The sequence below is a fragment of the Kitasatospora sp. NPDC004723 genome, assembly GCF_040609255.1.
GTDB lineage: Bacteria > Actinomycetota > Actinomycetes > Streptomycetales > Streptomycetaceae > Kitasatospora.
Genome location: NZ_JBEXJT010000002.1, coordinates 115,113 through 128,358 on the forward strand (window position 1 = coordinate 115,113; position 13,246 = coordinate 128,358).

Sequence of the window (13,246 nt, forward strand, 5' to 3'; positions counted from 1 at the left end):
CTTCCGGTCGGCTTGGCTCCCTGGGCCGGGGCGCTGTCCGCGCTCACCCCTGAACTGGCCACCGCCCTCGGCCCGTTGCTGCGCCGCCTCGACGCGCTCGTCGGTGCGCGCGAGCCGGTGGCCGATGGGCCGGGCGAGCCCGACGGCGTGGGCGGGCTCGGCCGCTCCGGGCGCCCCGACCAGCTGCTGCCCACCGAGTGGCTGCTCGCGGAGGAGTGCCCCGAGGAGTTCCTGCGCCGCTTCGTCGACCGCGAACTCCTCTATCTCGCACCCGAGTTCCATTCCGCCGCGCCGCGCGGCCGGACGGTCGCGATGGTGGACGCCGGCCCGTCGCAGGCCGGCGCCGGGCGCCTCGTCCAGCTGGCCGCGCTGCTGGTGCTGCACCGCCGGGCCACCGCCCGGGGCGGCGAGCTGCTGGTGGGCGTGCTCGGCGACGAGCCCGTGCACTGGTTCGGCGGCGAACCCGCCGACCTCCTGCCCGCCTGGCTGGCGGCCCGCCGCACCGCCGAACCGACGCCCGACGACGTGCAGTTCGCCGCCGCCACGCTGGACGCCGCCGACCGGGCCTGGGTGCTCACCTCGCCCCGGCTCGCCGACCGGCTCCCCGGCCTGCCCAGGGTCCTCGCGAGCGAGCCGACCCGCTGGGGCTCGGCGGGCGCCACCCACGTCACCGTCCGCCTCGACCGCGCGGAGTTCGAACTGCCGCTGCCCGCCGCCGACATCGCCGTCCGGACGCTGCGCGGCGCGGAGTTCCGGCGCGCCGCCCCGAAGCCCGCCACCCCGTCGCCCGCGGCGGCTCCGCTCGGGCGGGGGCTGCCCGCCTTCACCACCGAGGCGCCGTTCCTGCTCGCCCGCGGCCGGGACGCCGGAACGCTGCTCGCCGTGGATGTGCGCGACATCGAGCGGCGGCACGGCGGCGTCGTAGGACCCAAGGCGCACCGCGTGAACGGCCAGGTGATCGCCGCCGGACGGCACGGCCGCCGACTGATCGCCCTGCACCTCGCCCAGGGCCGGGTGCGCCGCTACGTCAGCGGCCGACCGCTCGCCGGCCCCGCGGAACTCTCCGTCGACCCGGCCGGACTCGGCCTGGACGAGGGCTTGGTGGCACGCCTCGCGGGGCGCCCCGTGCTGCCGCTGCTGCGCGCCGGGGACGATCTGCTCCTCCCGGTCGCCGGGCGCTGGCGCCGGATCGCCCCCGATGGCACGGTCACCGACGACGGGCCGGTCGGCCGAGGGACGGAACGCGAGCGCGGCTTCGACCGGTTCCGCGAGCCGCGCCTGGTCGAACGCGCCCTGCGACCGGAAGCCGAACGCGCGCGGCACCTGGTGCACGCGGGCGCGACGGCCGCCTGGTCGGAGGACGGCAAGCACTGGACGGTGTGGACCAGGCTCGGCGACGAGCGGCGGCTCTCCTTCCGGGAGAACGCCGAGGTGCTCGGCCTGGTGCACGATGGCCGCGAGCCCGCGCTGATCACCTGGTCGGCCGGCGGCCGCCTGATCCGGGCGGTCCGCGCCGACGGCGTCCGCACCCTGAGCCGGTTCTCCGGCGGCACCGTCCCGCCCGCCGTGCACCCCACCCTGCCGCTGATCGCGGCCGAGACCTCGTCCGGGCGGATCGTCGTCGGCGACGCCACCACCGGCCGGGTCCACCACCTGTTCGGGAGCGACGAGTGAACGCCGCGGGCTTCGTCTTCGACGTGCCGCTGATCGGCCCGGCCGAGGCCGCCGACCGCGTCCTGGCACTCTGGTGCGACGGTGCGCGGCTGCGCGAACTTCCCGACGGACGCTGGCTGTTGACGCTGCCCGAGCCGGTCCGGATGCGCGCCGACCGGGCCCCGGGCCTGCCGTTGGAGCGCACCGGAAGCGGTGCGCTGGCCGCCCCGGGGGCTTCATCGGAGGGCGCCGGACCCGGCCGTCTCGTACTGCTGCAGGCCGGTCTGACGGTCCGTCATTCCATCGACGGGCTGCCGACGGTGGACCCCGCCGACTGGCTCCTGCTGAGCGGACTCACCCTGCACCGACCGCGCCCGCTCGGCGTCGCACCCGCCCCCCGCGCCGAGCACGTCGAGGAGTCCCTGCCGCCGTTGCCCCGTCCGGACCTGCGGACGTCGGCCGGCATCCCGCCGACGTCCGACCGGGCCCGCCGGCTGACCGCCGAGGAGCCGCCCGCCACCGGCGCGCGCTCGCGGCGGCAGCGCGGCCCGCAGCTCGCCGTGGACCCCCGCACCGCGAAGGTCATCCTCGCCCTGACGGTGGTGCTGCCGCTGGTACTCGTGGTGCTCTACGGCGTCGGACTCCTCGCGGACGGCGGCCTCCACCTGGGCCGTGTGGTGGTCGTGGCAGCCGTCTCGGGCGCCGTCTACGGACTGCTCTCCGGTCAAAGGGCTACCCGGGAGGGGAGCGGCGGCACCGCCGAAACCCCCACCGGCGGGTCGGCCGCGCCGCGCCGCACCGGCCACCCCTGGCTCGGCGACCTGCTGGCCCGCCTCACCCTGCGCACCCCCGCCGCCTCCCTGCTCCACGGCCGCCACGCCCGCTACCTGCGCGAGCTGACCCGCGCCTTCGAGCAGCACCGCTGGGACGACGCCCTGCGCGACGCCTTCCCGCTCGCCGCCGGGCCGCGGACCGCAGCCACCGCCCGCGGCTGGCTCACCCTCACCCTGCCCAAGCGCTTCACCGGCCCGCTGCGCCCCACCCCGGCGACCGGCCGCCGGACGGTGACGAGCCCCTTCCACGGCCCCACCGCCCACGCCCACCTCACCGCGCTCTACCGGGCCGCCGCCGAGCGCCTGGAGCAGCAGGGGCGGATCGACGAGGCCGCCTTCGTCCTCGCCGACCTGCTGGACGCGCCCGCCGAGGCCGTCGCCCTGCTGGAGCGGCACGACCGCCACGCCCGGGCCGCCGAACTCGCCGAGGGCCGCGAGCTGCCCGCCGACCTGGTGGTCCGGCTCTGGTGGCAGGCCGGCGAGCACGAGCGCGCCGTCCGCACCGCCCACCGCCGGGGCGCGTTCGCCGCGGCCGTCGACCGCCTGGCCGCCGTCGACCCGCAGGCCGCCCGCGCCCTGCGCGCGGCCTGGGCCGAGCACTGCCGCGCGGCCGGCGACCGGCTCGGCGCCGTGGAGGCGGCCTGGCCGGACGTGGCGCTGCGCCCGTCGATCGCCGCCGACCTGCGGGACGCCGTCGCCCTCGGCGGCCCCGTCCGCGGCCGGGCCCTGCCGTACCTGCTGGCCCTGGACGCCGGTGACGCCACCCGCGCGCTGGCCGTCGCCGTCCTCGACGGCGACGGCGACCCGCACACCACCGGCCGCTCCGCCCTGGCGACCGCGCTCGCCGACCTGCCCGCCGCCGACCCGGCCACGGACCGTGAACTCGCCACCGCCGCCGCCCGGGCCGCCGTCCGCGACGGCGGCTTCGGCGGTGCCGACGGCAGCGGCCCGGGCGGCGCGGCCGAGAAGGCGCTGTTCGACCGGCTGCTGCGCCGCGCCGACCCGCTGGCCGCCGCCGATCTGGCCCGCCCCCGGCCGCTGCCCCGCCTCCGCACGGCCGCCCCGGTGTACACCGCCGCCGACCGTCCGGGCACGCTTCCGGTCCTGGACGCCGCCCTGCTCGCCTCCGGCTCCCTGCTGGTCGCCTGCGGCCAAGCGGGCGTCCGGCTGCTCGCCCCCGACGGCCGCACCCGCGCCCGCTGGGACACCCCCGCCGACCGGCTCGTCCTCGCCGATCACGGCGGCAGTGCGCTGCTGGTCGCCGACCACGGCCCGGAGTCGAGCGCCTTCGCCCGCCTCGACCTCGCCACCCGCGCCGTCCGGCCCTGGACCACCCTGCGGGCCCGCCGGGTGGCGCCGTCCTTCGACGGCCGGCACCTGCTCGCCGAGGACGAGGGCGCCCTCGTCGTGCTCGACACCCTGACCCCGCGTCCGACCGCGGTGTGGCGCGAACTCGGCGGCGAGCAGCGACTGCTGGGCGGTATTGCCCGCACCCCGGACGGCTGCGCGGCCGTCGTCCGCTCGCCGCTGCCCGACGGTTCCCCGCTCACCGAGGTGTGGCGCTGGGACCTGCCCGGGTGGGAGCTGCGCGGCCGTCTGCGGGTGGACGACACCCTCGCCGGCACGGCCCTCACCGACGCGCCGCTCGACCCGGTCGCCCTGGCCGGCGGCAGCCTGCTCACCGCCTCCGCGGCGGAGTCGGAGCGCACCCTGCTGCGCTGGACCTCCGACCTCCCCGCCGTCGAACTGGGTGTCGAAGGCCGGGCGTTGACCGGCCCCGCCGCCGACGGCGAGCACTGGGCGCTGGCCGTCCCGGACGGGTCGGACCTGCGCGTCCACGCCGGCACCGGCCCGTCCGCCGCCCCCGCGCTCACCCTGCTCGTCCCCGACGCCTCCGATCCCCGGATCGGCGTGCGCCGTCACGCCGGCACCGTCACCTACTGGCACCGCTCCGGACGCGTCCTCGCCACCTCCGCCGACGGCACCGCCCTCCTCGCCAACCTCCGGGTGACCACCGGCTGACGGGCCGCCACCCCCGGTCGGCGAGCAGAAGGATTCGGCGGATTCCCACCCTCGGGGAGGACTACCCTACGAACATGCGCCGCTACCCAGTGCGGCCGGTTGAGGAGGATTCCCGTGTCGTCTCCCTGTGACCCCGCCTACGCCCGCGCCGGCGATGTGAGCACCGCCGTCATGGTGATGGACTCGCGGCTGAAGGCCATCTACGACGGCAAGAGCGGCACCGACCCCGAACAGCAGCGACTGGCCGACGAGTTCGTCGCCTCGATGGGCCCGGAGGACGCGGACGCGCTGCTGGACGGGGTCTGCACGCTCATCTACATGTACATGGACTGGCTGCGGACGGTCTGCGAGCGCCACGACAAGGACGTCATCGAGCACGTGGTGCCCACCCTGGTGACCACGATGCGGATGATGCCCAACACCTTCCGTCCCGAGGTCATCCCCACCATGGCCGGGCTCCTCATCGCCTCGGGCACCGGCCTGAGCCCCAACCTGTGGCGCGCCCAGTACGGCGACTGGACCCGCGCCGAGATGAACCCCCTGGAGGCCACCGCCGTCCTGCTGGCGGAGCAGATCAACCGCATGGTCGGCGACGACCAGGAGTTCGCCACCCGCCTGATCACCGAAGCCCTGGCCGTCACCGACGACAACTGACCTATCGTTGCAGCGTGGAGCTACGGACCCTGCGCTACTTCGTGGCCGTCGCCGAGGAACTCCACTTCGGCCGGGCCGCCACCCGACTGCACATCAGTCAGCCGCCGCTGAGCCGGGCGATCAAACAGCTGGAGGCCGACGTCGGGGCCCTGCTCCTGGTCCGCTCGCCCAGTGGCGTCATGCTCACCCCGGCGGGCGCGGTGCTGCTCGACGAGGCGCGATCCCTGCTCGACCACGCCGACCGCGTCCGCTTCCGTGTGAGCACGGCGACCGGCGCCGCGACCATCACCGTCGGCATCCTGGGCGACGGCACCGATCCGGCGGTGGCCAGGCTCGCCGCCGCCTACCGCCGTCACCACCCCGGCGTCGACATCCGCGTCCGCGACACCGACCTCACCGACCCGACCTGCGGCCTGCGCGCCGGACTGGTCGACGTCGCCCTGACCCGGGCGCCGTTCGACGAGACCGCCCTGACGGTGCGCACGCTGCGCACCGATCCGGTCGGCGTGGTCCTGCGCGCCGACGACCCGCTGGCCCGCCGCGACCGGCTGCGGCTGGCCGAGTTGAGCGGGCGACGCTGGTTCCAGTTCCCCCGGGGAACCGACCCGGTCTGGCAGGCGTACTGGAACGGCGGCACCCCGCGCGAGGGCCCGGTCGTCCGCGCCGTCCAGGAGTGCTTGCAGGCCGTGCTCTGGAACGGCACGATCGGCCTGGCCCCGCTCCGGCACGAGGTGGCCGCGCAGTTGACCGTGGCGCCGCTGACCGACATGCCGCCGAGCCGGGTGGTGGCGGTGTGGAACGAGGGTGACGCCAACCCGCTGATCCGCTCCTTCGTCGAGATCGCGACAGCCGCGTACCGTCGCTAGTACTGCAACGGTGTTTACCGTGACGTCCGTTGGGTTCACTCGTTGGGCTGTTCATGGGTGGGGACATTTCCGAGGTCGATGCTTGTTTCTGGTCGGATGGGTTGGCTGGGCTGCACGAGCGGTTTGCGCAGCGGTTCACGGCCTGATCGATATCGACAGCGGTCAGGGGCACGCTCGCGCCGCACACCGACCCGACGACATCCGCCTGCCGTGCGCTGCTCAGCCCCGTACTTCCTCCCACTGACGTCGAACCGACAGCCACCGACTGTCGGACAGGTGCTTTCCGCTATTCATCACCGGTGGGAAGCACGGTCAAGCCGAGGTCCGCGAAGACACTCTGGATGCGATGGCCCACCCCGTCGTTGCGCGAGCCGCCCCAGTGCAGGCCGATAACCCGGCGCCGACCGGCAGCTTCACCTTGTGACTCAAGGTAGAGCGACCCCGAATCGCCACCAGCCGAGAAGTCAACGCTGCCGCCATCTATCCACAAATCAGAGTGCGAACCGAAATAGTCGGAGTCGTAATCGATCAGGTCCACCACGCCGAAGGTGAGGCCGGTCCCGCGGCCGGTCTTCTGCACGTGCATACCCACCGTCGCCTCCATGACATCGAAGACAGCGGGACCCCCGTTCACTATCGATTTGCTCACGATGCTCGGGTCGACCGGAGTTGCGACGGCTGCGTCAAGGGTACCCAACCTCAGGACCGTGGCGATGGAATCCATGTCGTTTCGCCCACCGTCCTCGACCGACGGTTGACAAATGGCCACGCCGGTATCCGTTCCGAAGACATGGGCATTGGACAGCGCCACCACCTGGCTGGTTTTCGCATCCCACACCCAACCGCCGAGCGTGCCCGAGTAGCCGGCACTCACTCCGCCGGGGACCGGCCTGACACGGCCGATCTCCGGCGTGGGCTTGGGGTGTTCCTGTACGTCGACTCGGACCACGATCTCGTCACCCTGACGGCCTTCGAACCGCAACTCAGTGGGCAGTCGCCGGTCCTGCGGAATCTCGCTCAGCGCGAACTTGCGGTGCACGTGAACGACGACGGCATACTCGTCGGTCTTCTCACCGGCTCGCCTTCGCTTCCCGACGCCCACACCGTGCACGTCGGGGTGACCGAGCAGTTGGGGCCGGAACCGTTCCTTCGCCTCGCGAGCCGCCTCCAGGGCTTTGTCACGTGGGTTGTCGCCGGTCGACACGATTCACGCCCTCACTTCTTGGGGGGGTTCGCGGGGGTCTTCGGCTGCGGGCAGACTATCGAGCATTCTGGCACGACCAGCGCGCCGGCGTGTGTTGGGTCATTGTTGAGTTCCGCGCCCTTAGCATCTACGAACTCTCGGATGACTTTCACAAGCTGACCGCCGAGCACGACGCCGTTGATACCGGCCGCCTGGAGGGCGCTTGTGGCGTCGTCCCACAGGTCGTGCTTGACGATGAAGTTCATGTAGTGGCGAAAGGTGCCGATCGGAACCTCCACCACATCGCCGTAGGGCGCTGAGCTGTTTCCCTTTTCCTCGGTCATGTCGAACCCTCCGTTCTGCCCGTCGAGGTGATATGCGCCGAGCGTCGGTGACGTCGACAGATGCTTCCGCGGGCCGGACTCCATCGCTGTCGTAATGCTCCGCGGCTCCCGGGCTGTATTTCGGTTACCGTCGTTCGTCATCGTCGGACCGAATCCGAGGCGAACGACACCGGTACCGACAAGGTTAAAGGCGCGGTGTTATGTTCGCATGTCGCAGTGACCCGCTGGTGACCACCTGTCGCCGTGCTGGATCTCGACGCGGGACAGCGGGTGGCAGCGGCCGTCCGCGCTCAGGGCCCGCACGATCGTGGAGTCCACCGAGACCTCCCAGTCGATCTCGCCGACCGCAGCCGCTCCCACTCCGCATCTGTCAGATCACCCCACCCCATGCCCGAACCAACAAGCAAGGCAGTTGATAGTCACTAGATCGGGCGGAGTCCTAGCCGACCACCTGGGCGCCGACTACCCGTCCGGGTTCTCGTCCGGGTGGAGGGCGTCGAGGACGAGGGTGAGGCCGAAGGTGAACTCGTCGGCGTAGTCGTAGCCGGGCTTGAGGACGTGTTGGGTGGCCAGCTCGGCGAGGTGGGGATAGGCGCCGGCGGGCATCCCGCTCAGGATGGCGTCCGCGATCCCGGCCGACTCCGTCCCGCCCTTGAACGGCAGGCTGACCTCCTGGAGCACGAAGCCGTAGAGGTAGCTGTCGATCAGTGAGACCGCGTGCGCGGTCATGGGCACGGAGAATCCGCCGGCGCGCAGCGCGCCGATGACGGCGTCGTGGTGGCGAAGGGTCGCCGGGCCGGGCTGGGCGCGGGAGTCCATGAGGCCGATCGCCCACGGGTGGCGCAGGAGGGCGGCCCGCGCGGAGGCCGCGCGGGCACGCATGGCGTTCTTCCAGTCGGTGCCGTGCGGCGGGAGCTCGATCTCGCCGAACACCGCGTCCACCATGCCGTCGAGGATGTCCTCCCGGCCGGCCACGTGGTGGTAGAGCGACATCGCCTCCACTCCCAGCGGCTGGGCGACGGCCCGCATGGTGAGCGCGGCCGACCCCTTCGCGTCCGCCACCTCCACCGCCGCCCGGATCACCCGCTCACGACTCAGCGGTGCGCGGGCCGGCTTCCCGCGCCGGCCCTGGGCTCCCTCGGGCATCCGGCCCCTCCTCCACGTCCATTGACTGCCTTACGGTGTAAGGCTAACGTGCCTTACACCGTAAGGTCGCCAGGTCGGCGAAGGGACTGCGCCATGGGCGGGGATCGGATGGAGAAGGTCTGCATCGTCGGGGCTTCGGGGAAGCTCGGGCAGTACATGGTCGGACACGCGCTGGAACGCGGCTACGAGGTGGTGGGCGTCTGCCGGGAGCGCTCCGTGCCGAAGCTGGCCGCGTTCGAGGGGCGGATCACCGTCGTGCCCGGGGCGACGAACGATCCGGAGGTGATCCGCCGGGCGGTCGCCGGGTGTGACGGGGTGCTGACGGTGCTGGTGCCCTGGGGTGTGCGGCAGTACGCGTCGGGTACCGCGCAGGCGGTCCTCGACCACGCCCGGCCGGGCGCGCGCCTGGTGTTCTCCTGCGGCTGGCACATCACGCGCGACGGCAAGGACCGCTACTCGCGGATGTTCACCCTGGGCCTGCGGATCGCCACCGTGCTGGGCAGGCTCGCCCGCGCGGTCGAGATCGACGACCAGGTGGAGGCCTGCCGGCGGGTGTTCGCCAGCGACACCCGGTGGACCGTGGTGCGCGGCAGCGACCTGGAGGAGGGCGAGAGCCAGGGCCTGCCGGTGTGGAGCCGGCACGTGGGCGACCCGGTGCTGGCGAGCAACCTGACCCGCCGGGTGGACTTCGCGCTGTTCATGGTGGAGGCGCTGACCACGGACGCCCTCGTCCGGGAGGCCCCGGCGATCGTCGGCCGCCTGACCCCCAGCGCGCTCGCCCACACCGGCGCCACCCGCGACCAGGACTGAGGGCCGTCGTGCGCTCCGGTCGTCCCTCCGGCCGGTCCGGACGTGTCACCGCGGTCACCGTCCCGGAAAGCCGCTGACCCGACCACAGATGTCGACGTCACTCCAGGAGGTCGGCCAGGAGGACCCGCAGCCGCTCGTCCTCGCCCATGAGATCGTCCACGAGGCCGTGGCGGACGATCCTGCGGTCGTTCTCGGCCAGGTACGCGACCTCGCCCCGCCGGCCGCCGTCCAGGGCGGCGGGGCCGAGGGCCCGGAGGGCCTCGCAGCCGCCCGCGGTGTCGGCGCCCGACTCGACGGCGTGCAGCGCGGCGTCGGCGAGCCGACCGAGATCGACGGTGTCGGGATGCTCGATGTCGAGGAGGGCGAGCGCGGCGGCGGCGGCCTTCCGCGGGTCGTCGAGCAGCCTCTCCAGCCGGGGAACCAGGGGCTGGCCGGCCACGCCGAGGGACGCGGCGGCGCGCAGCGCGCCGACCACGGTCCGGTGGTGCCACGGCTCGCCGCCGGCGGTGCGGTCGAGGACGGCGGCGAGGAGGTCGACGGCCTGTTCGGCGTCGCCGTCGATCTGCCACAGGGCGCGCGCTGTCGCGACGTCGTTGTCCTGCCGGGCGCGGCGGGCCGGCCGACGCTCCTGGTCGGCCGCCGCCTGGAGGGCCACGAGGGCGGGGAGGAGGCCGGCGGCGGCCGGGCCGAGGTCGGCGGCCGCGTTCAGTGCGTCGGTCGTCTCCCGTACGGCGGGCGCCTTCGGCGTGGTGAGCCGTTCGGTGATGGCGGCAAGGAGCACCCGCGGGTCGCCCGTGACGTCGTAGTGGGCGCGGGCCACCGAGATCGGCCCAGTGGCGGCTGCCAGGACGGCTCCGGCGTGCTCGCGGACGGTCGCCGGCGCACCCATGGCGACGGCGGCGACGGCGGACGCCGCGTAGGGGAAGCGGGGGAGCACCGCGGACAGCTCGGGCAGGGCGGCGACGGCACGAGGGCCCCACCGTTGCACCAGGCCGACCAGGGCGGCCGTCCGGTTGTCGTCGATTCCCCCGGAGGCCAGGTGGGAGCGGACCGCGGCGAGCAGGTCCGGGTCGAAGGGCACGGCCGCCGCGCGGTGGCCCGCGGCGGCGAGGCTGTGGGGGCGGCGGTCGAGGTGCCGGGCGAGCAGCGGGGCGGCCCGCCGGGGGTCGACGCGCACCAGCGCGGCGAGGGCCCGGTCGGCGGCTTCGTCGTCCGGCTCGGCGGCGAGCTCGGCGAGGAGGGGCGCGGCGTCGGCGGCGAGGGTGCCGAGCAGACCGAGCAGGTCCTGCGCCTCGGGGTGGGCGGCGAGTTCGGTGACGGTCGGCAGCAGCCGCGCCGGGGCGCTGCGGGAGAGCCGGCAGGCGTGGCCGGCCGCCCGCAGGGCTTCGTCCCGGACGCCGGGGCGCGGGTCGCGCAGCGCGGCTTCCAGCAGGGTGAGGGCCGCCTCGCGGTCGCGGTCGGTGTCACGCTGCAGCAGGTTGTCGACGATCGTGTCGAGGGGCGCGCGGCGGTGGGGGCCGTACCGGTCGACGCCGTGCTCCCCGGCGGGTAGCAGTCGGAGCACGGCACGGTGGTGGACGGTGGTCCACCGTTCCTCGATCTCAAGGTGGACGAGGAGCGCGGCCAGCCGCACCCGGGCGGGGGTGTCGTCGCCGAGCAGCGCGTCGGCCTCGGCGGAGGCCGCCGCGAGGTCCGATCGGCCGAGGGCGACGAGGAGTTCGGCGCGCACGCCCGGGTCGGTCTCGACCGTCCAGCGGTCCCGGAGGGCCATCGTCACGCTCCCGCTGCGGCGGGTGTGGCCGACGGCCCAGGCGGCGGCCGGCCGGACGGCCGGGTCGGGGTCGGCCAGCAGCGGTAGGAGGAGCGGCAGCTGTGAGGCGACCGCGTCCCGCACCACGCCTTCCCCGATCCCGCACTCGTCCTCGCTCCCGGCCATCCCGCCCAGCAGGCGCAGAACGTCCACCGGACGGATCCCGGCGGCGGCGATCCGGGCCAGGTAGGGCGCCGCGGCCGCACTGGCCGGGTACACGGTGCCCTGGTGCAGGAGGCACGAGTACAGCTCGGACAGCGCTCCCTCGGCCGCCTCGTCGTCGGTGCCCGCGAGCGTGCGCAGCAGCTCGGGAAGGCCGTCGGCGGGTCCGTAGGCGTCGGTGACACGGGCCCAGGGGTGGTCGTCGAGCCCGGCGAGGGCGGTGGCGAGATCCATGGGCAGGATCCTCACAGGCCGGACTGACAGCGCGTCCGGTGCCGGATCCCCGACGCCGAGCCCGACTTGGTGGAGACCGCGGACTCAGCCCTCGTCGGGCTCCGCGATCGGCCAGGCGATCTCCAGGCGGTTGTCCGGGTGGTCCGGCGTGCCGGTCCAGCGGCGGTAGATCATCCGGGCCGGGCCCCCGAAGGCGAAGCCGTGCTCGGTGATCCAGCCGGCGACGGCGTCGTACGCCCCGAGGATCCGCGGGAACGCGGCGGCCTCGCCCTCGACCTCCGTGCAGGCGAGGGTGCTCGCGGGCAGCTCGCGCACGGCCATGCCCTCGGGCAGGTCCGCGGGCTGCGCGCCGTCCTCCCGGAACGGCAGGCAGGCCTCGACGAGCGTCGCGTTCTCGTCGTCGCACACCCCGTGGAAGCGGACGAAGGCGGGCCCGGCGAAGGTCAGCGGGCCGCGGCCGGCGACCTCGTACATCTCCTGGTACGCGCCGCGCAGGAAGGCGTCCAGCCCGGAGTTGTCCAGGGTCGCCCCGCGGACCAGGATCCGTTCGGCGGCGCCCTGGCGGACGGTGACACGGTGGGTCATCTCTGCTCCTTCGGTCAGTCGGCTCAACAGGCTGTGGACCACGGAGCGCTGCACCTCCAGCCGCCGTTCGGCCGCCCGCAACTGCTCCCGCAGGGCGGCGGCGAGCCTCTCCTCCTCACCGAGCAGCCGGCTCAGCTCCTCGACCGGGATGTCCAGTTGCCGCAACGCCCTGATCAGCTGCGCCGTCCGTACCTGGTCACGCCGGAAGTACCGGTAGCCGCTCACCGGGTCGACGAACGCGGGCACCAGCACGCCACTGGCGCCGTAGTACCGGAGCGCGGTGACCGAGAGGCCGCTGGCCTGCGAGAACTGCCCGATCGGCAGCAGGTTTCTCCTGTCCACGGCGTCGACTGTGCCGTCTCGTGCCACCTGAGAGTCAAGCCCGGTGTCCCGGAACGGCCCCGGGAGCGGGCGGGCACGGGGTGACGGGGGATATCGAGATATGTAGTATCCCGATTGTGCTGATGGGTGAAGGCGTGGAGTGGGGTCTGCACTGCTGTCTGGCGCTGGCGTGGCTCGATGAGCAGGCGCCGATTCCCGCCGGGCGGTTGGCGGAGATCTTCGAGCTGCCGCCGGTGTATCTCAAGAAGCGGCTGCAGCCGCTGGTCAAGGCCGGCGTGCTCGTCTCGGTGGCGGGGGCGCGCGGGGGGTACCGGCTGGGGCGGGCGCCCGAGCGGATCACGCTGATGGATGTCGTGGCGGCCGTCGAAGGGGCGACCGAGGCGTTCCGCTGCACCGAGATCCGGCAGCGCGGTGCGGGCGTGGAGGCGGTGGGCGGGGAGTTCGCGAAGCCGTGCGGGGTCGCCGGGGCGATGCGGCGTGCCGAACTCGCCTGGCGGCGGGAGCTGGCGGCGCAGACGATCGCCGACCTGCTCGCCGTGAGTCCGCCCGGCGCTCCGGACCGGATCCGCCGCTACCACGAGCGCCTCGGGTCCTGACGGCAC

11 protein-coding genes are annotated in these 13,246 nt (G+C 74.1%); 6 read left to right on the forward strand and 5 right to left on the reverse strand.

Annotation, left to right across the window (positions count from 1 at the left end):
- Positions 1-12 precede the first annotated feature (12 nt).
- From ABZW10_RS03530 to ABZW10_RS03545, 4 genes are all read left to right on the forward strand, one after another.
- The gene (locus ABZW10_RS03530; RefSeq protein WP_355359244.1) at positions 13-1,674 is read left to right on the forward strand and encodes a hypothetical protein; all 1,662 of its coding nucleotides are present in this window, start codon (positions 13-15) and stop codon (positions 1,672-1,674) included.
- Entirely contained in the window at positions 1,671-4,508 is a 2,838-nt protein-coding gene (locus tag ABZW10_RS03535; RefSeq protein ID WP_355359247.1) for a bpX6 domain-containing protein, read from the forward strand. Before ABZW10_RS03530 ends, ABZW10_RS03535 begins: the two co-directional genes overlap by 4 nt.
- 114 nt (positions 4,509-4,622) lie before the next feature.
- Entirely contained in the window at positions 4,623-5,162 is a 540-nt protein-coding gene (locus ABZW10_RS03540) for a hypothetical protein (RefSeq protein WP_355359250.1), read from the forward strand.
- A gap of 14 nt (positions 5,163-5,176) precedes the next feature.
- Positions 5,177-6,028: a LysR substrate-binding domain-containing protein gene (locus ABZW10_RS03545; protein ID WP_355359253.1), complete on the forward strand. Its 852-nt coding sequence runs from the start codon at positions 5,177-5,179 to the stop codon at positions 6,026-6,028.
- 286 nt (positions 6,029-6,314) lie between these two features.
- Here the strand turns inward: ABZW10_RS03545 and ABZW10_RS03550 are convergent, their stop codons facing one another.
- The 3 genes from ABZW10_RS03550 to ABZW10_RS03560 all read right to left on the reverse strand — a co-directional run bounded on the left by ABZW10_RS03550 (position 6,315) and on the right by ABZW10_RS03560 (position 8,701).
- Positions 6,315-7,232: a hypothetical protein gene (locus tag ABZW10_RS03550; RefSeq protein ID WP_355359256.1), complete on the reverse strand. Its 918-nt coding sequence runs from the start codon at positions 7,230-7,232 to the stop codon at positions 6,315-6,317.
- A gap of 11 nt (positions 7,233-7,243) precedes the next feature.
- Entirely contained in the window at positions 7,244-7,555 is a 312-nt protein-coding gene (locus ABZW10_RS03555; protein WP_355359259.1) for a hypothetical protein, read from the reverse strand.
- A gap of 462 nt (positions 7,556-8,017) precedes the next feature.
- Positions 8,018-8,701, reverse strand: a complete 684-nt coding sequence (locus tag ABZW10_RS03560; protein WP_355359262.1) for a TetR/AcrR family transcriptional regulator C-terminal domain-containing protein — start codon at positions 8,699-8,701, stop codon at positions 8,018-8,020.
- A 93-nt stretch (positions 8,702-8,794) separates the two neighbouring features.
- Between ABZW10_RS03560 and ABZW10_RS03565 the strand changes: the two genes are divergently transcribed.
- Positions 8,795-9,511, forward strand: coding sequence for an NAD(P)H-binding protein (locus ABZW10_RS03565; protein ID WP_355359265.1), 717 nt, complete (start codon positions 8,795-8,797; stop codon positions 9,509-9,511).
- A gap of 97 nt (positions 9,512-9,608) precedes the next feature.
- On the opposite strand, the gene ABZW10_RS03570 is transcribed toward ABZW10_RS03565, so the two are convergent.
- Together ABZW10_RS03570 and ABZW10_RS03575 are read right to left on the reverse strand one after the other, a co-directional pair.
- Complete coding sequence (locus ABZW10_RS03570) at positions 9,609-11,717, reverse strand: HEAT repeat domain-containing protein (protein WP_355359268.1); 2,109 nt, start codon at positions 11,715-11,717, stop codon at positions 9,609-9,611.
- Positions 11,718-11,801: 84 nt separating this feature from the next.
- On the reverse strand, positions 11,802-12,644 hold the full coding sequence (locus tag ABZW10_RS03575; RefSeq protein ID WP_355359271.1) for a MerR family transcriptional regulator: 843 nt from the start codon (positions 12,642-12,644) through the stop codon (positions 11,802-11,804).
- A gap of 122 nt (positions 12,645-12,766) precedes the next feature.
- Between ABZW10_RS03575 and ABZW10_RS03580 the strand changes: the two genes are divergently transcribed.
- Entirely contained in the window at positions 12,767-13,240 is a 474-nt protein-coding gene (locus ABZW10_RS03580) for an Rrf2 family transcriptional regulator (RefSeq protein ID WP_355359905.1), read from the forward strand.
- Positions 13,241-13,246 lie beyond the last annotated feature (6 nt).